The sequence below is a fragment of the Pseudomonas sp. GW821-FHT01C01 genome (genome assembly GCF_059422645.1).
Genome location: NZ_JBWKXF010000005.1, coordinates 117775 through 140362 on the forward strand (window position 1 = coordinate 117775; position 22588 = coordinate 140362).

Consider the following 22588-nt stretch of genomic DNA (forward strand, 5'->3'; position numbering starts at 1 on the left):
CAGGGGGTCGTCAAGCAAGTTTTCAAAAAAATTTTAATTATTACCGTCGCTTACGTTCCGACCCCCGATAAATCGGGGTTATTCCGATGGCGGTACGTAGCCTTCGGCCTTGGCGTAATCCTCGCCGGAGAAGTACTTGTCCATCTCGCCCTGCAGATATTTGCGATCTTCGGCGTTCATCATGTTCAGGCGTTTTTCGTTGATCAGCAGGGTCTGGTGTTTCTGCCAGTCGGCCCAGGCCTTTTGCGAGACGTGGTCAAAAATGTCCTGGCCTTTGGCGCCCGGGAAGGGAGCGCGCTCCAGGCCTGGCAATTCTTCTTTGTACTTGCGGCACATGATGGTGCGGGTCATGACGACTCTCCTGCGTTCAATACGGCGGCCGCGCGTTCGAGCAAGGTTTTGACCGGGGCGGCAAGGCCCAGGCGCGGCGGGGTGGCGAGGTTATACCAGAGCCAGTCAGCCTCGGCCACGTGATGGCCGGTCTCCTGGACCTGAACCAGCCAGGGTTCGATGGATAACTGAAAATGGCTGAAGGTGTGCACCAGGCTTGGCAATGCCTGCTGGGTGCCCAGTTCCAGCGAGTGCTGCAATGCCAGATGCGGCAGGTCGTCGAGGTCGTCGAGCTCCGGCAGGCTCCACAAGCCACCCCACAGGCCCGTGGACGGGCGACGGTAAAGCAGAATGGCGCCCTCGGCGTTGGCGAGCATCGGCATCAGCGTGCGCTTCTGCGGGATGGCCTTGCGTGGCTTGGGGATCGGGTAGCGGGTCTCCAGGCCAAGCATGTGCGCCTCACAGCCCTTTTCCAGCGGGCACAGCAGGCAGCTCGGTTTGCTGCGGGTGCAGAGCGTGGCACCGAGGTCCATCATCGCCTGGGTGTAGGCGTTGACCCGGTCGTGCGGCGTGAAGCGCTCGGCGTTGGCCCAGAGCTGTTTGGCGACCTTCGGCTCGCCGGGGTAGCCCTCTTGCGCGGTAAAGCGCGCCAGCACGCGTTTGACGTTGCCGTCGAGGATCGGCGCGCGCAGGCCCATGCTGATGCTGGCAATGGCGCCGGCGGTGGACAGTCCGATCCCCGGCAGGTCGGTGAGTTTTTCCACGTCCCGGGGAAATTCGCCGCCGTACTGCTCGACGACGATCTTTGCGGTCTTCTGCAAATTGCGCGCGCGGGTGTAGTAACCCAGGCCCGTCCACAGATGCAGCACTTCGTCCTCCGGTGCCGCAGCCAGGGCTTCGACCGTTGGCAACGAGGCCATGAAGCGGTCGAAGTAGTTCAGCACGGTGCTGACCTGGGTTTGCTGCAACATGATTTCCGAGACCCATACCCGATACGGGTTGATGTCCTGTTGCCAGGGCAAATCGTGACGGCCATGGCGGTCGAACCAGTCCAGCACCGCCGTTGAAAACTGCTCGGCTCTCATCGCTTGAACAGTTCCTTGAGCGCGTCTTTCAGTTTCGGGTTGACCTTGTCGCCCCATTTCTCCTCGATTTTTTCGCTGATCCGCTCGCCCGCCAGTTTGCTCGCAACCTGGCTCATGCGCTCGTTATCCACGCGGCAGGCCTTGGCGCCCAGCTCCAGTGGGCCGCGGCAACGCAGTGGCCACTCGATACCGACGAACTTGTCACCCACCTGGCAAGCAGGGTCCGGCATGGCGCTGGTATCGCCTTCGACGATGATGCCGACGCGGTAGTCCATGCCCAGCACTCGCAGATCGATGTCACCGTCACCGTTGACGGTCATGCCCGGGATACGCACTTTCAGGTCCGGGTTGCTGGCCACGCCGTTGCGCAAGGTCAGGTTGCCCTTGAGTTCCTGGAACGGTGTGTCCTTGCCCCGTGGCTCGCCGCTGAGGGTTTTGCGGTTGAGCGTGGCGATGCCTTTGCACAGCTGTTGTTCAAGGTTGGCGTTGAGCAGCACGCCGTTGTTGATGATGAAACTGGCATTGCCATTAAGGGTCTCGATCAACGCTTTCTGGCTGTTGCCGCTGCCGGTCAGGTTGCTGTTGAGTGTGACCAGGCCTTTGGCCGGCGGATTCTTGCCCTGGCTTTCGAGGATTTTTTCCAACGGCACACGGCTGATCTTCGTCTGCAGGTTCAGCGCCGGCACTGGCTGGCGCACATCCAGCGTGCCGGTGGTTTCGAAGTTACCCTCGTACAGATCGCCGCGCAGGTTGGCCAGCGTCAGCAGGCCGCCCTGGCCGGTGGCCTTGAGCGCGGCGTTATGGATCGGCAGTTTTTGCAGGGTCAACTGGCCGAAGGTCAGGTCGGCGTCCACATCGAGCTTGCTCAAGCGTTCCACTGGCAACAGGCGCTCGTTGCTCCACGCGTCCTTGGTCGGCGCGGGCGGCAACGGCGTGCTGCCGGCGCCGGCCATGGCATCGGCTTCGGTGCTGGCGACTTCGGCCTGGCGCACTTGTGTCGTGCTATTGGCCTCGGCGGATTTCGGCGGCAGGTAACGGTCGACGTTGAAGGTGTCGGCCTTGAGCACTGCGCGTAGCGATTGCCTGGCGAAGTCTTCGACGGCAACGCGCCCGCTGAAGGTGCTGTCGTCGACCTTCAGGCTGATGTTGTCGAGCACCAGGCTGGTCGGTGTCGCGGCCAATCGGCTGACCAGCTCGACTTTGCTCAGGCTGCCTTCGGCCATGGCCGGGAGCTTCTGGCCGATGCTTTCGACGAATTTCGGCAGGTCGAACTGGGCAATCGATATGCCGCCGCTGACTTGTGGCGTCTTGTCGAGGTCGTTGACCTTCAGTTCACCCAGTGCCCGCAGTTGGTTGGCGGAGATCTTGATTCCGGTCCACTCGGCGACATTGGCGGCCTTGTCCAGTACCAGTTGGCCCTGGGCGGAGAAGGTCATGGTCTTGCCTTGCAATGGGTCGCCGGTCACTTCACCTGAAAATCTCATGTCTTCGAACTGATAGCGCTGCAGTGCACGTGCGATACGCAGCTCACCATTGAGTTCGGTGCGCACTCGCAATGCGGGCTGGTTGGCTGACAGGAAAGCCGTGAGCTTGAGTGGAATGTTGACGGAGTCGTGAACCGCACCGGTGCTCAACTGAATACTTTCGGCGCTGTAGCTCTTGCCGGTTTTTTCGTCGCTGTATTCGACCCGTGCGTTGTTCACGGTCAGGCTGTCGATGTCCAGGCGGATCGGCTGCGGCGGTTTTTCCGCCGCGACGCTGGCTGCGGGTGCAGGTTCAGCCGCAGCGGGCGGAGTGCTGGTCGCGCCGGAGTTGGCCGGTGCCGGCAGCTTGCCGACGTCTTCCCAATTGCCGTGGCCGTCCTTGTCGCGGTTCAGGCGCAGGTTCAGGCCTTCGACGCGCACGTCGCTCATCTGCACTTCACGACGCAACAGCGGAAGTACGCGCACCGACAGGCCGAGCATCTGCAAGTCGGCAAACGGTTCGGTCGGTTTGATCAGGGTCGCGACACTGGCGTCGTGCAGCTCCAGGCCCAGCCACGGGAACAGGCTCCAGCCGATATCGCCATTGAGCGTCAGCTCGATGTGGGCCTTGTCGCGGGCAATCTGGCGAATCTCGTCTTTGTAGTCGTTGGGATCGAAGAGGTGGGTCAGGGCAAAGCCCAGCGCCACAATGATCAGCAACAGCCCGAGAAGTACCAGACCCAGGATTTTGCCGAACGCTTTCATGGGCGAGTCCTTGTAATTAATCGAATTCAAAATTTAGCCGAGGAGTATAGCGCTCCGGAACGGACGACCGGTCAGTGATCACGCCGGCAGTACATCCAGCGGCAGTTTCAGCTTGGCGGCCAGTGCCTGAGCCTCCAGATGCCCGGCAGGCGCGAGCAGGCGCAGTGTCATGCCCGATTGCGCGGCCATTTTTTGGGCTTCGGCAACCAGTCGCTCGGCAACACCACGGCGACGGGTAATTTTTCGCACACAAATTTGTGACAAGTGCCAGGCATCTTGGTGCCGTTGCAAGCGGGCCGCGCCCAGCAGGCGATCATTGAAGCGTCCGGCGATCAGTGTGCCGTCGCGCAAACAGTCTTCGATCAACTGCGCGCCCCCGGAAAAAGGGGCGAACAACCAGTCCGGAGCATCGCAGTAGATCTTCTGCAGATCCTGCCGATCCTGGGCAGTGGCTTGGTTCAGCGGCTCGACAATGATCGGCATGGTGATTCCTGTGAGGTCATGAAGCGAGGGAGATCAGATGACGTACAAAAGATGATGTCAGTTTGGTTTTCCTGTCACTTGCAGATGGTAACCTTTGCCCGTTCGTCCGTCCTTCTGCGACCTGTTGTCGCATAACAAGGTGCTCCACCGAAAAAAACGGTCATGCCTGCGTGCATAAAGGCCGGGAGTGAACTGTGGCTGGCGAACCATACTGATAATTGGGGGATACACAATGACCACGAGCATCACGGCGGACGGCTTCAGCGCCGGCCAGCCTGCGTTCCTGTCCAAGGAGCGGATCATCGCCAAGCCCGGTTTCAACCGTTGGCTGGTGCCGCCGGCCGCGTTGGCCATCCACTTGTGCATCGGCATGGCCTACGGCTTTTCGGTGTTCTGGTTGCCGCTGTCAAAGGCGCTGGGCATCACGGCTCCAGTGGCCTGCGCGCCAGACATGAGTTTTATCGCACAAGTCTTTTCGTCCCAGTGTGACTGGCCGATCTCGATGCTCGGCTGGATCTACACCCTGTTCTTCATCTTCCTGGGTTGCTCGGCCGCCATCTGGGGTGGCTGGCTGGAACATGCCGGGCCGCGCAAGGCCGGCGTAGTGTCGGCATTGTGCTGGTGCGGCGGCCTGCTGATTTCGGCGCTGGGGGTATATACCCACCAGATCTGGCTGATGTGGGTCGGCTCCGGGGTCATTGGCGGTATCGGCCTGGGCCTGGGCTACATCTCGCCGGTGTCGACCCTGATCAAGTGGTTCCCGGACAAGCGCGGCATGGCGACCGGCATGGCGATCATGGGCTTCGGTGGCGGCGCAATGGTCGGCGCTCCGCTGGCGGCGGCGCTGATGGGGCATTTCGCTTCGCCAACCAGCGTCGGCGTCTGGCAGAGCTTCCTGGTGATGGCCGCGATCTACTTCGTGTTCATGATCGGTGGCGCGCTGTCCTACCGCGTTCCGCCAACCGGCTGGAAGCCGGAAGGCTGGACGGCGCCGGCGAAAAAAGCCTCGAACGCGATGATTACTCATCGTCATGTTCACGTGAATGTGGCCTGGAAAACGCCGCAGTTCCGTCTGGTGTGGCTGGTGCTGTGCCTGAACGTATCGGCCGGTATCGGCATCCTCGGCATGGCGTCGCCGCTGTTGCAGGAAGTGTTCGCTGGCAAGTTGCTGGGCAATGACCTGGCGTTCGGCCAACTCGATGCTTCGCAACTGGCTTCGATTGCCGCCATCGCTGCCGGTTTCACCGGTTTGCTCAGTCTGTTCAACATTGGTGGCCGATTCTTCTGGGCTTCGTTCTCGGATTATCTGGGCCGCAAAAACACTTACTTCGTGTTCTTCGCCCTGGGCTTTGCTCTGTATGCGTTGATTCCGAACATGGGGCACCTGGGTAATATCGCGCTGTTCGTGGCGGCGTTCTGCGTCATCCTGTCGATGTACGGCGGTGGTTTCGCGACGGTTCCGGCGTATCTGGCTGACCTGTTCGGTACGCAAATGGTCGGTGCGATTCACGGTCGTCTACTGACGGCGTGGGCTGCTGCCGGCGTGCTCGGTCCGGTACTGGTGAACTACCTGCGTGAGTATCAACTGAGTATCGGCGTCGAGCGCGCAGCGGCGTACGACATCACCCTGTACATCCTCGCCGGCCTGCTGGTGTTGGGTTTCCTGTGCAACCTGCTGGTGCGTCCGGTGGCGGACAAGTACTTCATGACCGACGCCGAACTGGCCGCCGAACAGGCGCTGGGCCATGACAAAGGCGCTGACGGCAGTACCGTGCTGGAGTGGAAAGCCGCCCCAGGCACCAAGCCGCTGGCGGTGGCTGCCTGGCTGGTGGTAGGGATTCCGCTGGCGTGGGGTGTGTGGGTGACCCTGCAGAAGACGGCGGTACTCTTCCACTAACACCAACCCCCTGTAGGAGCCGGCTTGCCGGCGATCAATGCAACGCGGTGTGCCAGACACACCGCCATCGCTGGCAAGCCAGCTCCTACAAAAGGTCAAAAGCCATGCATTTGCAATGAATGCCGGCTTGTACTGACATGTACACCTCTGCCACCCCCGGATTCACTCCGTCAGGGATATCACCTCCCGTGTTTCTGTTTGGCGCCCGCACGCCTATAATGGCTGCCTTTTTCGCCCAATGATTTTGCGGAGCTGGTGATGGCCGAACGTAAGGCGTCTGTCGAGCGCGACACTCTGGAAACCCAGATCAAAGCCTCGATCAACCTCGATGGCACCGGAAAGGCCCGATTCGATATCGGTGTACCTTTTCTTGAGCACATGCTGGACCAGATCGCCCGTCACGGGCTGATCGACCTGGATATTGTCAGCAAGGGCGACCTGCATATCGATGACCACCACACCGTGGAAGACGTCGGTATCACCCTCGGCCAGGCCTTCACCAAAGCCATCGGCGACAAGAAAGGCATCCGTCGCTACGGCCACGCCTACGTGCCGCTCGATGAAGCGCTGTCGCGCGTGGTGATCGATTTCTCCGGCCGTCCCGGCCTGCAGATGCATGTTCCGTACACCCGTGCCACCGTCGGAGGCTTCGACGTTGACCTGTTCCAGGAATTCTTCCAGGGCTTCGTCAACCACGCCAACGTCACCTTGCACATCGACAATCTGCGTGGGCATAACACCCACCACCAGATCGAAACCGTGTTCAAGGCTTTCGGCCGCGCCCTGCGCATGGCCGTCGAGCTCGATGACCGCATGGCCGGGCAAATGCCTTCGACCAAGGGCGTCCTGTAATGCAGACAGTCGCGGTTATCGATTACGGCATGGGCAACCTGCACTCGGTGGCCAAGGCCCTCGAGCACGTGGGTGCCGGCAAGGTGCTGATCACCAGCGATGCCAACGTGATTCGCGAAGCCGACCGGGTAGTTTTCCCCGGTGTCGGTGCCATCCGCGATTGCATGGCGGAGATCCGTCGCCTCGGTTTCGATTCGCTGGTGCGTGAAGTCAGTCAGGATCGTCCGTTCCTTGGCATCTGCGTGGGCATGCAAGCCTTGCTCGATACCAGCGAAGAGAACGACGGTGTTGACTGCATCGGCCTGTTCCCGGGCCAGGTGAAGTTCTTCGGCAAGGATCTGGTCGAGGACGGTGAACACCTGAAAGTGCCGCACATGGGCTGGAACGAAGTGAAGCAGAAGGTGAGTCACCCGCTGTGGCACGACATTCCGGATCTGGCGCGGTTCTACTTCGTGCACAGCTACTACATCGCTGCCGCCAACGCGCGTCAGGTCGTGGGTGGCGGTCACTACGGTGTCGATTTCGCCGCGGCACTGGCCGAAGGCTCGCGTTTCGCCGTGCAGTTCCACCCGGAGAAAAGCCATACCCATGGCCTGCAGTTGCTGCAGAACTTCGCTGCGTGGGATGGTCGCTGGTAAATGGCCGTCAAGAAATCCAAGCCGCCGATCCTGACTCTCACACCTGAGCAGGAAAACGAGGCGAACAGCAAGATCAAGCGTTTCATGGAAGATCGCTTCGAACTCGACCTCGGCTCGTTCGAGGCGGCTGAGATTCTTGAGCTGTTTACCCGTGAAATTGCTCCGCACTATTACAACAGGGCGATTTTCGATGTGCAGGCGCACCTCAAAGAGAGGTTCGAAAGCATCGAAAGCGACTTGTGGGCGCTCGAGAAAAACTGATTTTCGAGCCAAGCTGAACATTCAATTCTGAAGGTTTGCCAGATGCTGATTATTCCTGCTATCGATCTTAAAGATGGTGCCTGTGTTCGTCTGCGCCAGGGCCGCATGGAAGATTCCACGGTGTTCTCCGATGATCCGGTGAGCATGGCTGCCAAGTGGGTGGAGGGCGGTTGCCGCCGTCTGCATCTGGTCGACCTGAACGGCGCATTCGAAGGCCAGCCGGTCAACGGCGAAGTGGTCACCGCCATCGCCAAACGCTACCCGAACCTGCCGATTCAGATCGGCGGCGGTATCCGCTCCCTGGAAACCATCGAGCACTACGTGAAAGCGGGCGTGAGCTACGTGATCATCGGCACCAAGGCTGTGAAAGATCCGGCCTTCGTTGCCGAAGCCTGCCGCGCCTTCCCGGGCAAAGTGATTGTTGGCCTGGACGCCAAGGACGGTTTCGTTGCCACCGACGGTTGGGCTGAAATCAGCACCATTCAGGTGATCGACCTGGCAAAGCAATTTGAAGCCGACGGCGTGTCCGCCATCGTTTACACCGACATCGCCAAAGACGGCATGATGCAGGGCTGCAACGTACCGTTCACTGCGGCGTTGGCTGCGGCGACAAAGATCCCGGTGATCGCTTCCGGCGGCATCCACAACCTGGGTGACATCAAGACCCTGCTCGACGCCAAGGCACCGGGCATCATCGGCGCCATTACCGGCCGCGCGATCTACGAAGGCACCCTCGATGTCGCCGAAGCGCAAGCTTTCTGCGATTCGTACAAAGGCTGAGGACTGACCATGGCGCTGGCCAAACGCATCATCCCTTGCCTGGACGTGGACAACGGCCGGGTGGTCAAAGGTGTGAAATTCGAAAACATCCGCGACGCCGGTGACCCGGTGGAAATTGCCCGTCGTTACGACGAGCAAGGCGCCGACGAGATTACCTTTCTCGACATCACTGCCAGCGTCGACGGCCGCGACACCACGCTGCACACCGTCGAGCGCATGGCCAGCCAGGTGTTCATCCCGCTGACCGTGGGCGGTGGCGTGCGTACCGTGCAGGACATTCGCAACCTGCTCAATGCCGGTGCGGACAAGGTCTCGATCAACACCGCCGCGGTGTTCAACCCGGAATTCGTCGGCGAAGCGGCGCAGCATTTCGGTTCGCAATGCATCGTGGTTGCGATCGACGCGAAGAAGGTCTCGGGACCTGGCGAAACCCCGCGCTGGGAGATCTTCACCCACGGCGGGCGCAAGCCGACCGGCCTCGATGCGGTCGAGTGGGCGAAGAAAATGGAAGGCCTGGGCGCCGGTGAGATCCTGCTGACCAGCATGGACCAGGACGGCATGAAAAACGGTTTTGACCTGGGCGTCACCCGCGCCATCAGCGATGCGCTGGGCATTCCGGTGATCGCTTCCGGCGGTGTTGGCAATCTGCAGCACCTGGCGGACGGCATTATCGAAGGCCACGCCAGCGCTGTACTGGCGGCGAGTATTTTCCACTTCGGCGAATACACCGTGCAGGAAGCCAAGGCGTATATGGCTCATCGCGGAATCGTGATGCGCTAAACGCCAAAAACGATACAGGCCAGTGGACACCATGGCGTACCCAAGGCACTCTTGGGTACGCCATGGATTTCGGTAGCCAGACATGCTCAGACGCTTTCTTCTCGTCCTTGCCAGCGCTTCTCTGTTGTTGATCAGCGGAGCACACGCTAAAGACAGCCCCGATACCGACCTGGTGTTGCTGACGGAAAACTTCCCGCCGTACAACATGGCGAAGAACGGCAAGAACTTCGCTCAGGACGAGAACATCAATGGCATCGCCACCGATATCGTCCGCGAGATGTTCAAGCGCGCCGACATTACCTACAGCCTGACGCTGCGTTTCCCTTGGGAGCGAATCTACAAGCTCACCCTGGAAAAACCCGGTTACGGCGTATTCGTCATGGCGCGGCTGCCGGATCGCGAGAAGCTATTCAAATGGGTCGGCCCAATTGGCCCGGACGACTGGATCATGCTGGCCAGGGCGGACAGCAAGATCACCCTCGAAACCTTGAATGACGCGCGCAAATACAAGATCGGCGCCTACAAGGGCGACGCGATTGCCGAGACGCTGGCCAAGCAAGGCCTCAACCCGATCGTTGTGCTGCGTGATCAGGACAACGCCAGGAAACTGGTTAACGGTCAGATCGACCTGTGGGCTACCGGTGACCCGGCCGGGCGCTATCTGGCGCGTCAGGAAGGGGTTAACGGGTTGAAAACCGTACTGCGTTTCAACAGTGCCGAACTGTATCTGGCGCTGAACAAGGACGTGCCGGACGAAACCGTCGCCAAGCTGCAAGCCGCGCTGGATCAGCTGCGCAAGGAAGGCGTGGTGGACGAGATTATGGGGCGGTATCTCTAACACCCAATGCTTATATGTGGGAGCGGGCTTGCTCGCGAAGGCGTCGTGTCAGTCGACATTAATGGTGTCTGACAAACCGCCTTCGCGAGCAAGCCCGCTCCCACATTTGTTATGCGGTGCCGCGGGTTAGCGGTACACCCCATCTTTGCCATGCGCTGCGGTTGCCCGATTACCGCGCACACTGATCATCTGCCGGATATCAATCCACTCGATCCCCTGGGCCTTGAGCTTGGGCAGTTCGCGTTCCAGTACCGCCAGCGTCTGCGGATACGGATGCCCGATCATCACCGCCGAGCCCTGCTTGTGCGCGAGGCTGATCGCTGTCTGCAACTGGGTGAAGATCGCTGCTTCAGTACGTTCATCGTCGAGGAACACATCCCGCGAAACGCTGGCCAAACCGATCTTCTGCGCTTCGGCAGCGGCTACGGTCCGGGCGCTGGTGCGGCTGTCGACGAAGAATTTGTGCCGTCGTTGCAAGTCCGCCATCAGCCAGGCCATCGCCGCGGGTTGTGCGGTCATGCGGCTGCCCATGTGATTGTTGATGCCGCTGGTGTATGGGACCATTTTGAACGCGGCGTTCAGGCGTTTTTCCAGCTCATCGACTGGCAGCTCGGGATGCCAGGCGAACGGTCCGGTGGCCGGATCCATGGGCATGTGCAGAATGACGATTTTGCCGGCGCGATGGGCTTCTCGGGCGAATTCGGTCGCGTGGGGCGTGTCGGGCATGATCGCCGTGGTCACCGGGCCGGGCAGGGCCAGCACACGGCGATCCCGGGGCAGGTTCTGCCCCAGGTCATCGATGATCAGACTCAGGTAGGCTTTGTGAGGCGTCGATCCGGCGGGTTCTGCGTGAGCAACACCCGCCAGACAACACAACAGACCAATCAGCAACCGCAGAAGCATCTCAGCGGCCGGACGTGATGCTCAGCCCTTTGAGCAGGCTCAGGGCCTGGGCCAATTGGTAATCGTCGTCCTGCGGCATAGGTTTGGCTTTGCCGCTGGAGCCGGTCGGTTTGTCGGCGCCGCCGTTGCCATTGCCCAGGTGACCTTGCAGATCGGCTTCCTTGAAGTAGTCGCTGTCCTGCTCGCTGGTAATCTTGGCCTTGCGTACTTCGATGTCCGGCACGATGCCCTGGGCCTGGATCGAGCGGCCGTTCGGCGTGTAGTACAACGCTGTGGTGATCTTCAATGCGCGTTCATTGTTCAGCGGCAGTACGGTTTGCACCGAGCCCTTGCCGAAACTGGTGGTGCCCATCAGCACGGCGCGTTTCTGATCCTGCAGGGCGCCGGCGACAATTTCCGAAGCCGAGGCGCTGCCGCCGTTGATCAGTACGACCATCGGTACGGCTTCGCTTTCGTCCTTGCCGGTAGCGGAGAAGCGCAGCTCCGAATTGGCGATGCGGCCCTTGGTGTAGACGATCAGGCCCTTGGTGATGAAGTGATCGACCACTTCCACCGCGGCCTGCAACACGCCACCCGGGTTGTTGCGCAGGTCGAGGATGATGCCTTTGAGCTTCTTGCCGTTGTCCTTGCGCAGCTTGGCCAGGGCCTTGGAAACCTCTTCGCCGGTCTTGACCTGGAACTGGGTGATGCGGATGTAGCCGTAGCCGGATTCCAGCAGCTGGCTCTTCACGCTCTTCACCTGGATGACGGCGCGAGCCAGGGTCACGTCGAACGGCGTGCCGCCGTCGCGCACCAGGGTCAGGGTGATCTTCTGGCCGATCTTGCCGCGCATCTTGTCCACGGCTTCGGTCATGCTCTGGCCACGGGTGGGCTGGCCGTTGATCTTGACGATGAAGTCGCCGGCCTGGATGCCGGCCTTGGAGGCCGGGGTGTCGTCAATGGGCGACACCACTTTGATGAAGCCATCTTCGGCGCCGACTTCGATGCCAAGGCCACCGAACTCACCGCTGGTGCTTTCCTGCAACTCGGCGAAATCTTCAGGGCCGAGGTAGGCGGAATGCGGGTCGAGGTTGCTGAGCATTCCCTTGATGGCGTTTTCCAGCAGGGTCTTGTCGTCCACCGGTTCGACATAAGCGGCTTTGATCCGGTCCATCACCTCGGCAAAGGTGCGCAACTCGTCCAGCGGCAATGGCGCCTTGGTGGTCGCAGCAGTGCCCGCAGGCGCAACCGCCGGGGCTGGTTGAGCGGCAAACGCCAAAGGCGCGCCGATCACCAGGGCGATCGTCAGGGCCAGCGAGGTAAGGCGGGACAAATGCAGCATGTCGAACGAACTCCTGAATTAGGCGACGCGCTTATCCTTGCGCGTGACACCATTGCGCAGGGTCACTCGGGTGACCCTGCTGACGAATTGCGAAATACAGCGCTGGTGTGTCCTGCCCGCCACTGTTACCGACAGTGGAAATAGGCTCACCGGCTTTTACAACGTCACCCGCAGACTTGAGCAGCGTCTGGTTGTGACCGTACAGACTCAAATAACCATTGCCGTGGTCGAGAATCACCAGCAGCCCGGCGCCACGCAACCAGTCGGCAAACACCACGCGACCACCGTGCACGGCATGCACCGCACTGCCGGCAGACGCGCCGATCATCACGCCATCCCACTTGGTCCGGGCATCGTCGCCACGGTTTTCACCGAAACGCGCCAACAGTCGACCATCGACAGGCCAGGGAAGTTTGCCGCGGGTTGATGCAAACGGACCGCCAAAGGTCTCGCCGGAGCTGGAAACCAGTGCACCAGGTGTCGACTTGACCGGTTTGCGTGGGGCGTCGTCGCTGGCATCAGCCTGCGCCTGGGCCTCACGTAAACGCTTTTTTTCGGCTTCCTGCTGGGCAATCAGCGCTTTTTGCCGCGCTTCTTCTGCCTCACGGGCCTGGCGGGCCAGGGTTTCTTCAATGGTTTTAAGGACTTTAGACAGGTCTGCCTGATCCTGCTCGCGTGCCGCCAGTTTCTGATCGCGAGCCTTTACGTCGTCATTGAGTTTGGCCAGGACTTGCTGGCGTTCCTGGCGGACTTTCTCGAGTTCGCCACGCTGGGTGTCGAGGCTGCTTTGCTGTACCAGCAATTGCGCCTGCTGCATGGCGATGTCTTTCTCGACATTGCTCAGTTGGCGCAGGGTTTCGTTGAAGTTCTTCAACTGCTCCAGGCGAGCCTGGCTCAGGTAATCGTAATAGGTGAGGGTACGGGCGAATTTTTCCGGATTCTGCTGGTTGAGCAGCAGCTTGAGGTATTCCTGACGACCGTTCTGGTACGCCGCCCGGGCCTGCATGGCGATCAGTCGTTGCTGTTCAGTGCGCGCGCTCTGGAGTTTTTTTTTCTCCGCATCGAGTCGCTGCAACTCGGCTTCGCTTTTCTTCAGCTCTTTTTGCAGGGCTTCGACCTGTTTCTCAAGCTTGCCCATTTCGGTTTCGGTGCCCTTGAGCTCTTTCTGCACACCGGATTTTTCTTCCTGCAGCTTGCCCAGCAGTTTCTTCAGCTCGGCAATGTCCTGACGCGTGGCGTCCAACTGTTGTTGGGTGTCTGCGCGCTCGTCAGCAAAGGCCGGTTGGAGCAGGCATGTCAGAGCTAGGGCTATCAGGACGCGAAGCATAGGGGCGGGCGGCACCAGGGAAAGGGACGGCCTAGTATGCCCGCCATGGGCGGCAAAAAAAATGCCCATTTCTGACTGTGTGATAACTGGGCGGAAAAACACCACAAAGCAAAGTGGGAGCGGGCTTGCTCGCGAATGCGGCGTGTCAGGCAACATTGATGTCGACTGGCACAATGCTTTCGCGAGCAAGCCCGCTCCCACAGGGTTTGTTGCGTTTTGGAGATCTAATCAGACCAGAATCGAAGTCCCGGTCATTTCCGCCGGTTGCTCAAGGCCCAGCAACTTCAGCATGGTTGGCGCCACGTCCGCCAACACGCCGCCTTCACGGACTTTCAAGTCGCGCTTGCCGACATAGATGAACGGCACCGGCTCGGTGGTGTGCGCAGTGTGCGCCTGGCCAGTGGTTTCATCGGACATTTGCTCGACGTTGCCATGGTCAGCGGTGATCAAGGCTTCGCCGCCGACTTTTTCCAGGGCATCGACGATGCGGCCCACACACAGGTCGAGGCATTCAACAGCCTTGACCGCCGCTTCGAACACGCCGCTGTGGCCGACCATGTCGCCGTTGGCGTAGTTGACCACGATCACGTCGTAACGCTGGTTTTCGATGGCGTCGACGATGCGGTCGGTGACTTCCGGTGCGCTCATTTCCGGCTGCAAGTCATAAGTAGCGACTTTCGGCGACGGAATCAGGATGCGTTCTTCGCCCGGGAACGGTTCTTCGCGACCGCCGGAGAAGAAAAAGGTTACGTGGGCATATTTTTCGGTTTCGGCAATACGCAGCTGGGTCTTGCCGTTTTTCGCCAGGTAATCGCCCAGCACGTTTTCCAGGCTGCCGGCGGCGAAGGCCGACGGGGCAGGAATGCTGGCGGCGTATTGGGTCAGCATGACGAAACCGGCCAGTTTCGGCTGGCGGGCACGCTCGAACTCGCTGAAGTTGTCTTCGACGAACACGCGGGTCAGCTCGCGGGCGCGGTCGGCGCGGAAGTTCATGAACACCACGGCATCGCCGTCTTCGACTTTTACCGGCTCACCGATGGAGGTGGCTTTGACGAACTCGTCGCTCTCGCCACGCTCGTATGCCGCTTGCAGGCCTTCCTGAGCGGTGGCGGCGTTGAATTCGCCCTGGCCATCGACAATCAGGTTGTAGGCCTGGGACACGCGGTCCCAACGGTTGTCGCGGTCCATGGCGTAGTAACGACCGATCAGGCTGGCGATCCGGCCTTTGCCCAGGGCCTGGAAGGTCGCGTCGAGCAGTTCGATCGACGATTGCGCGCTTTTCGGCGGGGTATCGCGGCCGTCGAGGAAGGCGTGCAGGTAGATGTTTTGAGCACCGCGCTTGAACGCCAGTTCGGCCATGGCGACCAGGTGATCCTGGTGGCTATGCACGCCGCCATCGGACAGCAGGCCCATGAAATGCACGGCTTTGCCGGCGGCGACGGCTTTATCCACGGCGGCGCAGATGGTCGGGTTTTCGAAGAACTCGCCGTCGCGGATCGATTTGGTGACGCGAGTGAAGTCCTGATACACCACGCGGCCGGCGCCGAGGTTCATGTGGCCGACTTCGGAGTTGCCCATCTGGCCATCCGGCAGGCCGACGTCCATGCCGCTGCCCGAGATCAGGCCGTTCGGCACGGTGGCCCACAGGCGATCCAGTACAGGCTTCTTCGCCGCGAAAATGGCGTTGGATTCGGGGTTGTCGCTGTGACCGAAGCCGTCGAGAATCATCAGGACCAAAGGTTTAGGCGTGGTAGTCATGGAATTCGCTCTGGCTTAAGTAAAAAGGGGCGATGGAAAAGGGAGTGGCAGTTTAAAGCTAAGTTCCGGCCACGTCACCGCCGGACGGGGTTTGGCCCACCATAGTGGCTGTGTATACTGGCCGACATTTTAACGCCCTGGAACCTCCTTCGATGGTTGCTCACCTGATTGAATTCGCCACTAACCACTACATTCTCGTCGGTATCTTCGTCGTACTGCTGGCGTTGCTGATTGCCTATCAAATGCAGGGCGGCGGCCGTAGCCTGAGCACCGGCGAACTGACCGGCCTGGTCAACAAGGACGCTGGCGTCGTGGTCGATATTCGTCCGAGCAAGGATTTCGCCGCCGGTCACATTGTCGGTGCGGTGAACATTCCCCAGGACAAACTGGCCGCCCGCGTTGGCGAACTGGAAAAGCACAAGGCCAAGACCATCATTCTGGTCGACGCCATGGGCCAGACCGCCGGCACCCACGCTCGCGAATTGATGAAATCCGGCTTCACCGCCGCCAAGCTGTCCGGCGGTATCTCCAGCTGGAAAGCCGACAATCTGCCGCTGGTGAAGTGATATGAGTAGCGTCGTCGTCTATTCCAGCGATTACTGCCCTTACTGCTCGCGAGCCAAGTACCTGCTCGAGAACAAAGGCGTGGCCTTCGAAGAGATCAAGGTCGATGGCAAACCGCAGGTGCGCGCTGCGATGGCCCAGAAGGCCGGACGTACGTCCGTGCCGCAAATCTGGATCGGCAGCACCCACGTGGGCGGTTGTGATGACTTGTTCGCCCTGGAGCGCGCGGGCAAACTCGACGCGCTGCTCGAGGCCTGACGGTTATACCCCAAACAAGCAAACCTAAAAGAACCCTGGATCAAGAAGGATCTGCGATGACTGACCAACAGAACACTGCTGCGAACGAAGAAGAAACTGCACCGCAATTCTCCTTGCAGCGCATTTATGTGCGTGACCTGTCCTTCGAAGCTCCGAAAAGCCCGGCGATCTTCCGCCAGCAGTGGGAGCCGAGCGTCGCACTGGATTTGAACACCCGTCAAAAGACGCTGGAAGCTGACTTCCACGAAGTCGTGCTGACCCTGTCGGTTACCGTGAAAAACGGTGACGAAGTGGCGTTCATCGCCGAAGTGCAGCAGGCCGGGATCTTCCTGATCAAGAATCTGGATGACGCTTCGATGAGCCACACCCTGGGTGCGTTCTGCCCGAACATCCTGTTCCCGTACGCTCGCGAAACCCTGGACAGCCTGGTGACCCGCGGTTCGTTCCCGGCACTGATGCTGGCTCCGGTGAACTTCGATGCGCTGTACGCTCAAGAGCTGCAACGCATGCAGGCTGCTGGCGAGACTCCGACCGTTCAATAAAAGCTTCGTTTGCTCCATGAAAAAAGCGCCTCTGAGGGCGCTTTTTTCATGGAGCAAACGAAACCTGTAGGAGCTGGCTTGCCAGCGAAGGCGCCATAACATCCAACCTTTGAGCTGGCTGATACACCGCTATCGCTGGCAAGCCAGCTCCTACAGGGGATTGCGGTGTTATTTGAAGCCGTTTTGACGCCAGGCTTCGTAAACCGCGACGGCCACGGTATTCGACAGGTTCAGGCTACGGCAGCCCTCGCGCATCGGCAGGCGCAGGCGTTGGTCAGCGGGCAGGGCGTCGAGCACCTCGGCGGGCAGGCCTCGACTTTCCGGGCCGAACAGGAATGCGTCGCCCGGGGCGAAGCTGGCATCATGGAACGGTCGCGAACCCTTGGTGGTGAACGCGAACACCCGCGGGTGACCGAGGCTTTCCAGGCAGCTGGCCAGGTCCGCATGGCGTTGCAGGGTGGCATACTCGTGGTAGTCGAGACCGGCCCGGCGCAGGCGCTTGTCGTCCATCTCGAAGCCCAGCGGCTCGATCAAATGCAGGTGGCAGCCACTGTTGGCGCACAGCCTGATAACGTTGCCGGTATTCGGCGGAATTTCTGGTTGGAAAAGGATGACGTGAAACATGCACGGCTCCGAAGGTAAAGATGACGCGCATTCTACGCCGCCAGCCGGCGTGCGTTCGAAACTATTCCTGCGGGTGATGGGCTCGCTGGCGATTGTCGGGGTGATGGTCGGGATGATGATCGGTCGCCTGACCACGCCAGACCCCAGTCAGTTGCAGCAGGTCGAGGTGACGAACGACGGACTGGTGGTGTGGTTCAACAATGAACCCAAGACCCACGGCGAAATGGTGGACGGCAGTGTCGCGCTGCTGATTGGCGCCGAGGGCAAGGCGCAGAAAGGCCAGCTCAAGCTCGGCGACAAGGACGTGAACTGGCGGGTACGTTTGAGCGATGGGGGGTTGTTGCTGACACTGGTGGCGGCCCGGCCCCTGCAGGGCGAGTGGGCCGGTAGTGAGGTCGATGACCGCTGGCGGCTGGAGATCCATCTCCGGGAGCAATAAAAGAGGGAATCCCCGGCCTGCCTGTACCAAGGTTCCCGAAACGGGAGGCTCGTCGCGAGTGCGGTTTGAGCCTGGTGTAAAGAAGGAACCCCTGACCTGCCTGTATCAAGGGCCCCAAAACGGTCGGGCTCGTCGCGGGTGCGGTGTGAGCCCGGTGTAAAGAGGGGAATCCCCGGCCTGCCTGTACCAAGGTCCCCGAAACCGGGTCGGTGATCTGAATCACTTGAAAGGGTTATTGCAGGGGGCGTGCCAGCTTTCACAAAGAGAAACAAAAAAACGGTTTGAAACGCTGAAAGCCCCGAGATTCGGGGCTTTCGTGTTTTTTCGAAAGAGATTCGATTGCGAAAGCAGGTGGGGATTCGAAGCTGTTTTTGTGCGCGATTGCGGTTCACGGTGCATTCAGGCGGTGCACGCAGCTTTGAATGTGGGAGCGGGCTTGCTCGCGAAAGGGCCATAACATTCAACCCCGTTGTTGACTGTTACACCGCTTTCGCGAGCAAGCCCGCTCCCACAGGATCGTGTGCTCAGTGATTACTCAGGTTTCGTCGCCCTCTTCATCATCCCCGCCATCAACCTTCATCCCCAATTCCTTGATCTTGCGCGTCAGGGTGTTGCGGCCCCAACCCAGCAAAACGGCGGCATCGCGGCGGCGACCGGCGGTGTGCTTGAGGGCGGTCTCGATCATGATCCGTTCGAAGGCTGGCACGGCGCTGTCGAGCAGGCTTGACTGACCGCGGGCCAGCGCCTGGTCCGCCCACTGACGCAGGGCCTGCTCCCAGTTGGTCACGGGCGCCGAATCCTGCGGCAGGCTCAGCAGCTCCGGTGGCAGGTCGCCGATGTGCACTTCGCGACCCGACGCCATCACCGTGATCCAGCGGCAAGTGTTCTCCAGTTGCCGCACGTTGCCGGGCCACGGCAGGTTCTTCAGGTATTCCTCGGTTTCGCTTTTCAGCAGTTTTGGCTCGACGGCCAGTTCTTGCGCGGCGCGGCCGAGGAAGTGCTTGGCCAGGGTCGGGATGTCTTCGCGACGGTCCGACAGGCGCGGGATGTGGATGCGGATCACATTCAGACGATGGAACAAGTCCTCACGGAATTTCCCGGCATGTACCAGTGTTTCCAGGTTCTGGTGGGTCGCAGCAATGATGCGCACATCGACCTTCACCGGCACATGGCCGCCGACACGGTAGAACTCGCCATCGGCCAGTACGCGCAGCAAACGGGTCTGGGTATCGGCGGGCATGTCGCCGATTTCATCGAGGAACAGCGTACCGCCGTCTGCTTGTTCAAAGCGCCCGCGACGCAGGTTGGCCGCGCCAGTGAACGCGCCTTTCTCGTGGCCGAACAGTTCAGACTCCATCAGGTCTTTTGGAATCGCCGCCATGTTCAGCGCAATGAACGGCGAAGCCGCCCGCGGGCTGTGACGGTGCAGGGCGTGGGCCACCAGTTCTTTACCGGTCCCGGACTCGCCGTTGATCAGCACGGTGATGTTGGAGTGGCTCAGGCGGCCGATGGCGCGAAACACCTCCTGCATCGCCGGCGCCTCACCGATGATTTCCGGAGTGCGGGTCAGTGTCGGGGCGACTTCCAGGCCCTGCTGCTCCTGAGCGTGCTGGTTGGCGCGTTTGACCAGGGAAACCGCTTCGTCGACATCGAATGGCTTGGGCAGATACTCGAAGGCGCCGCCCTGATAGGACGCGACAGCGCTGTCCAGATCGGAGTGAGCGGTCATGATGATGACCGGCAGCCGTGGATGCTGCTCGCGAATCCGCGCCAGAAGGTCCAGGCCGCTGGCGCCGGGCATGCGGATGTCGGAAATGATCACGTCCGGTTGCTGGCGCGCCAGGCGGCTCATCACGCCATCGGCGCTGTCGAAGCTTTGCGTGGTCATGCCTTCCTGCTGCAGGGCTTTTTCCAGGACCCAACGGATAGAACGGTCGTCATCGACGATCCACACGGTTTCACTACGGCTCATGTCGATGTGGCTCCTTGTTCCAGTGGCAGAAAGATCGAGAAAGTGGTGTGGCCGGGGTGGCTGTCACATTCGATCAGGCCCTGGTGCTGGCTGATGATGTTCTGGGTAATGGCCAGGCCCAGCCCGGTACCGTCCGGACGACCGCTGACCATGGGAAAAAAGATGGTTTCCTGAAGTTCCGCAGGAATGCCCGGGCCGTTGTCGATGATCTCGATCTTGGTCACCAGGCGATGGCGCACGTGGCCGATGGTGAACTGGCGCATGGCGCGGGTGCGCAGGCTGATGCGCCCCAGGCGCAGTTCGTTCTGGCTGCTGATGGCCTGCATGGCGTTGCGCACGATGTTCAGGACCGCCTGGATCATTTGCTCGCGGTCGATCAGGACGTCGGGGATGCTTGGATCGTAGTCGCGCACCAAGGTGATGCAGCCCTGGCTTTCGGCCTCTACGAGATGGCAGACGCGCTCCAGCACTTCGTGGACATTGCACGGGGCCAGTGACGGCAACTTGTTGGAACCGAGCATGCGATCCACCAGGTTACGCAGGCGGTCGGCTTCTTCGATGATGACATTGGTGTAGTCGCGCAAGCTTTCTTCCGGCAGTTCCCGGGCCAGCAATTGTGCCGCGCCGCGAATCCCGCCCAACGGGTTCTTGATTTCATGGGCGAGGCCGCGCACCAGCATCTTGCTGGTTTCCTGCTTCGACAGCTGTGCTTCTTCCTTGGTGATTCGCAGCAAGCGGTCGCGGGGGTGGACTTCGAGCAGCAGCATTGTGTCGCCGTTGCTCAGAATCGGCGTTACCGCGTAGTCGACGGTCAGGGTCTGGCCGGTGAGGGCGGTGAGCATGGCTTCGCGCTTGGTGAAGGGGTGCGCTTGTTCGACGGCCTGGCGCAACGAGTTCAGCGCTTCGGTCGATTCGGTAAACAACTCACTGATGAACTGCCCGTGGCTGCGCTGACCGCTGACGGCCAGCAGCATCTCCGCCGCCGGGTTCATGTACTCGAGGCGCAGTCCGGCGTCGAGCAGGATGGTGGCGGTGGTGAGGTTGTCGAGTAGCAAACGGTGGAGTGCGTCGCTAATGGTCATCGGGACCTCTTTTAGAGCAGAGCATGCGCAAGAAAAAAACGCTGGTACGGGCAAAATGCAAAAACCAAACCAAGGCTCCGAAAAGAAGCGTTCAGCGCCTGAAACAGGCGTTTGACGCTCGTTTGCGTGGCGTTCTTCCGGCTTTTGCGGGTACTTTCGAACCAAAATGGGTTGGAATGTGAGTAGGGTGCAAGCAATTGCACCAATATAGTGCGCAAACCTGAACGAGGTTAGAAAAGTCGCAGGAAAGGATTTTTTTCTTCGGCGGGTTTGTCGCCGAGCGGACATTCCGGCCGCTGACCGTAGTCTTCGAGGGCGCAGGGTTTGATCTTGTGCTTCTGGGCAAGAGACGTGCGCTGCATATGGAAAGGTTGGCTGGCGGTACGTTCGACGATGCGCCCCTGTTCGTCGAGGATTTCCACGGACAGGGTATGGCTGCCGCGATCAATGTTACTTAACGGGAACACCGGGCTCAGGCCGGGTTCGGCGGTGGGCTGGCCGTCGAGCAGCAATCGGTAGCGATGACCCCGTTGCAGGCCTGGTTCGCTGGTGACGCTGACGATGATTTCACCGGCGCTGCTGCGGATGGTCGCGTCGGGTTCCGGGACCAGAATGCGCAGCACATCATAGTGGAACAGCGCTTGTTCTTCGGGACGGCTCTCGGCAACCAACGGCGCTGCGCTGGTGGGGTTGGCTGCTATTCGATTTCTCTTTACCAGCGGTACATGCGTGGCGTTGCCGGGTTTGGGTTGGTCGGTGAAAACACGGTTGCCTTGAGGGTCAACGTAAGTAAAGACCTCTGCCGACGCGGGAAGCGCGATGAAGCAGGCGATCAGCAGCCAGGTCTTCAAGGTGTGTGTACTCGTTGCACAGTGAAGGTCGCGGTGGGGCTCTGCTGCACAACGTTTTCGCCATCGATCACCTGCACGGCGAGGCTGTGTTCGCCGCGATCGATGTTAACCAGTTGCAGGATCGGCACATTGCCTGGCTGGCCGTAGGGCTGACCGTCCAGCAGCAGCCGAAGCAGATGCGGGCTTTGCAGGCGTGGTTTGATCTGTACGTTAACGGTGAACGTGCCGTTGTTGGCACGCAGGGCTTCGGTGGTCGGCAGGCCCGTCAGCTCAAGCACTTCATAGGCCTTGCGGAGTTGTTCATTACGCGCGGTTTCAGCAGCAGGCGCGGCTTCGCCGGGAGGCTGGCGTTCAACGCTGTTGAGGGGTGGCAAGTCGACGGGTTGGGCGTTGATGCCGTCAGGCGGTTGGTTGCTGTACGCGGTGGTGCCGTTGGCGTCTGTGTACTTATAGATCTGCGCCGTGGCGGGTAGAACGATCAGCAACAGGATGAAGAGAAAACCACGACCCATGGAATCGACCGGAAACGAAAGTGTTGGGTTGCAGCATAGGTCAGGCTGTGTGTTTGAACCAAGCCGCTAAACATTTGGGTATGAATTATCAATCTCTCTAGAACGCAGTAATTCATTGTGGGAGCGGGCTTGCTCGCGAAAGCGGTCTGTCTGAGAAAGAGATATTGGATGTACCGACGCCTTCGCGGGCAAGCCCGCTCCCACAGGGATGTGCGTCAGCCGTTGAATCGTGGGCAATAAAAAGGCCTCCCGAAGGAGGCCTC

General features: G+C 60.4%; 25 protein-coding genes. 12 read left to right on the forward strand and 13 right to left on the reverse strand.

Annotated elements, in window-relative coordinates:
• Positions 1–78: 78 nt before the first annotated feature.
• The 4 genes from AC07XF_RS05390 to AC07XF_RS05405 all read right to left on the reverse strand — a co-directional run bounded on the left by AC07XF_RS05390 (position 79) and on the right by AC07XF_RS05405 (position 4126).
• Positions 79–351: an oxidative damage protection protein gene (locus AC07XF_RS05390; protein WP_007989188.1), complete on the reverse strand. Its 273-nt coding sequence runs from the start codon at positions 349–351 to the stop codon at positions 79–81.
• On the reverse strand, positions 348–1415 hold the full coding sequence (gene mutY / locus AC07XF_RS05395; protein ID WP_495025691.1) for an A/G-specific adenine glycosylase: 1068 nt from the start codon (positions 1413–1415) through the stop codon (positions 348–350). The genes AC07XF_RS05390 and mutY overlap by 4 nt, the downstream gene beginning before the upstream one ends.
• Positions 1412–3643 (reverse strand): AsmA family protein, encoded by a 2232-nt coding sequence (locus tag AC07XF_RS05400; protein WP_495025692.1) that lies wholly within the window; start codon positions 3641–3643, stop codon positions 1412–1414. The genes mutY and AC07XF_RS05400 overlap by 4 nt, the downstream gene beginning before the upstream one ends.
• 78 nt (positions 3644–3721) lie before the next feature.
• Positions 3722–4126 carry an acetyl-CoA sensor PanZ family protein gene (locus AC07XF_RS05405; RefSeq protein WP_495025693.1) on the reverse strand — a complete coding sequence of 135 codons (405 nt, stop codon included), beginning with the start codon at positions 4124–4126 and terminating at the stop codon, positions 3722–3724.
• A gap of 232 nt (positions 4127–4358) precedes the next feature.
• On the opposite strand from AC07XF_RS05405, the gene AC07XF_RS05410 reads away from it, so the two are divergent.
• From AC07XF_RS05410 to AC07XF_RS05440, 7 genes are all read left to right on the forward strand, one after another.
• Positions 4359–6023 carry an OFA family MFS transporter gene (locus AC07XF_RS05410; RefSeq protein WP_495025694.1) on the forward strand — a complete coding sequence of 555 codons (1665 nt, stop codon included), beginning with the start codon at positions 4359–4361 and terminating at the stop codon, positions 6021–6023.
• A 258-nt stretch (positions 6024–6281) separates the two neighbouring features.
• On the forward strand, positions 6282–6875 hold the full coding sequence (gene hisB / locus AC07XF_RS05415; protein WP_003186751.1) for an imidazoleglycerol-phosphate dehydratase HisB: 594 nt from the start codon (positions 6282–6284) through the stop codon (positions 6873–6875).
• Positions 6875–7513 (forward strand): imidazole glycerol phosphate synthase subunit HisH, encoded by a 639-nt coding sequence (gene hisH, locus AC07XF_RS05420; RefSeq protein ID WP_007989198.1) that lies wholly within the window; start codon positions 6875–6877, stop codon positions 7511–7513. Before hisB ends, hisH begins: the two co-directional genes overlap by 1 nt.
• Complete coding sequence (locus tag AC07XF_RS05425) at positions 7514–7774, forward strand: DUF2164 domain-containing protein (protein ID WP_495025695.1); 261 nt, start codon at positions 7514–7516, stop codon at positions 7772–7774.
• Positions 7775–7816: 42 nt separating this feature from the next.
• Positions 7817–8554, forward strand: a complete 738-nt coding sequence (gene hisA, locus AC07XF_RS05430; protein WP_007972753.1) for a 1-(5-phosphoribosyl)-5-[(5-phosphoribosylamino)methylideneamino]imidazole-4-carboxamide isomerase — start codon at positions 7817–7819, stop codon at positions 8552–8554.
• A gap of 9 nt (positions 8555–8563) precedes the next feature.
• Positions 8564–9334 carry an imidazole glycerol phosphate synthase subunit HisF gene (hisF, locus tag AC07XF_RS05435; protein ID WP_007972752.1) on the forward strand — a complete coding sequence of 257 codons (771 nt, stop codon included), beginning with the start codon at positions 8564–8566 and terminating at the stop codon, positions 9332–9334.
• 82 nt (positions 9335–9416) lie between these two features.
• A complete protein-coding gene (locus AC07XF_RS05440) occupies positions 9417–10172 on the forward strand; it encodes a substrate-binding periplasmic protein (protein WP_495025696.1) in 756 nt (251 codons plus the stop codon).
• Positions 10173–10298: 126 nt separating this feature from the next.
• On the opposite strand, the gene AC07XF_RS05445 is transcribed toward AC07XF_RS05440, so the two are convergent.
• From AC07XF_RS05445 to gpmI, 4 genes are all read right to left on the reverse strand, one after another.
• Positions 10299–11075: a divergent polysaccharide deacetylase family protein gene (locus tag AC07XF_RS05445; protein WP_495025697.1), complete on the reverse strand. Its 777-nt coding sequence runs from the start codon at positions 11073–11075 to the stop codon at positions 10299–10301.
• A 1-nt stretch (position 11076) separates the two neighbouring features.
• Positions 11077–12396: a S41 family peptidase gene (locus AC07XF_RS05450; RefSeq protein ID WP_111286749.1), complete on the reverse strand. Its 1320-nt coding sequence runs from the start codon at positions 12394–12396 to the stop codon at positions 11077–11079.
• A gap of 31 nt (positions 12397–12427) precedes the next feature.
• Positions 12428–13723, reverse strand: coding sequence for a murein hydrolase activator EnvC family protein (locus tag AC07XF_RS05455; protein WP_495025698.1), 1296 nt, complete (start codon positions 13721–13723; stop codon positions 12428–12430).
• A 228-nt stretch (positions 13724–13951) separates the two neighbouring features.
• Positions 13952–15481, reverse strand: coding sequence for a 2,3-bisphosphoglycerate-independent phosphoglycerate mutase (gene gpmI, locus AC07XF_RS05460; protein WP_015093081.1), 1530 nt, complete (start codon positions 15479–15481; stop codon positions 13952–13954).
• 152 nt (positions 15482–15633) lie between these two features.
• Here gpmI and AC07XF_RS05465 point away from each other — a divergent pair, with 152 nt between their 5' ends.
• From AC07XF_RS05465 to secB, 3 genes are read left to right on the forward strand one after another with little or no spacing between them, the layout of a single operon-like run.
• On the forward strand, positions 15634–16047 hold the full coding sequence (locus AC07XF_RS05465; RefSeq protein ID WP_007989216.1) for a rhodanese-like domain-containing protein: 414 nt from the start codon (positions 15634–15636) through the stop codon (positions 16045–16047).
• 1 nt (position 16048) lies between these two features.
• On the forward strand, positions 16049–16303 hold the full coding sequence (gene grxC, locus AC07XF_RS05470; protein ID WP_007989217.1) for a glutaredoxin 3: 255 nt from the start codon (positions 16049–16051) through the stop codon (positions 16301–16303).
• Between the two features lie 56 nt (positions 16304–16359).
• Positions 16360–16845 (forward strand): protein-export chaperone SecB, encoded by a 486-nt coding sequence (secB, locus tag AC07XF_RS05475; RefSeq protein ID WP_057397192.1) that lies wholly within the window; start codon positions 16360–16362, stop codon positions 16843–16845.
• Positions 16846–17013: 168 nt separating this feature from the next.
• Here the strand turns inward: secB and trmL are convergent, their stop codons facing one another.
• Positions 17014–17469, reverse strand: coding sequence for a tRNA (uridine(34)/cytosine(34)/5-carboxymethylaminomethyluridine(34)-2'-O)-methyltransferase TrmL (trmL, locus tag AC07XF_RS05480; RefSeq protein ID WP_429489195.1), 456 nt, complete (start codon positions 17467–17469; stop codon positions 17014–17016).
• On the opposite strand from trmL, the gene AC07XF_RS05485 reads away from it, so the two are divergent.
• The gene (locus tag AC07XF_RS05485) at positions 17468–17908 is read left to right on the forward strand and encodes a hypothetical protein (protein WP_495025699.1); all 441 of its coding nucleotides are present in this window, start codon (positions 17468–17470) and stop codon (positions 17906–17908) included. The genes trmL and AC07XF_RS05485 overlap by 2 nt on opposite strands.
• A gap of 535 nt (positions 17909–18443) precedes the next feature.
• Here AC07XF_RS05485 and ntrC read toward each other — a convergent pair.
• Both ntrC and glnL read right to left on the reverse strand, forming a co-directional pair.
• A complete protein-coding gene (gene ntrC / locus AC07XF_RS05490; protein ID WP_495025700.1) occupies positions 18444–19880 on the reverse strand; it encodes a nitrogen regulation protein NR(I) in 1437 nt (478 codons plus the stop codon).
• Positions 19877–20962, reverse strand: coding sequence for a nitrogen regulation protein NR(II) (glnL, locus tag AC07XF_RS05495; protein WP_495025701.1), 1086 nt, complete (start codon positions 20960–20962; stop codon positions 19877–19879). The genes ntrC and glnL overlap by 4 nt, the downstream gene beginning before the upstream one ends.
• A 23-nt stretch (positions 20963–20985) precedes the next feature.
• Between glnL and AC07XF_RS05500 the strand changes: the two genes are divergently transcribed.
• Positions 20986–21144 (forward strand): hypothetical protein, encoded by a 159-nt coding sequence (locus AC07XF_RS05500; RefSeq protein WP_477775528.1) that lies wholly within the window; start codon positions 20986–20988, stop codon positions 21142–21144.
• A 48-nt stretch (positions 21145–21192) separates the two neighbouring features.
• Here AC07XF_RS05500 and AC07XF_RS05505 read toward each other — a convergent pair whose 3' ends face one another.
• Positions 21193–21813, reverse strand: coding sequence for a DUF4124 domain-containing protein (locus AC07XF_RS05505; protein WP_495025702.1), 621 nt, complete (start codon positions 21811–21813; stop codon positions 21193–21195).
• The gene (locus AC07XF_RS05510; protein WP_495025703.1) at positions 21810–22325 is read right to left on the reverse strand and encodes a DUF4124 domain-containing protein; all 516 of its coding nucleotides are present in this window, start codon (positions 22323–22325) and stop codon (positions 21810–21812) included. The genes AC07XF_RS05505 and AC07XF_RS05510 overlap by 4 nt, the downstream gene beginning before the upstream one ends.
• Between the last annotated feature and the right edge of the window lie 263 nt (positions 22326–22588).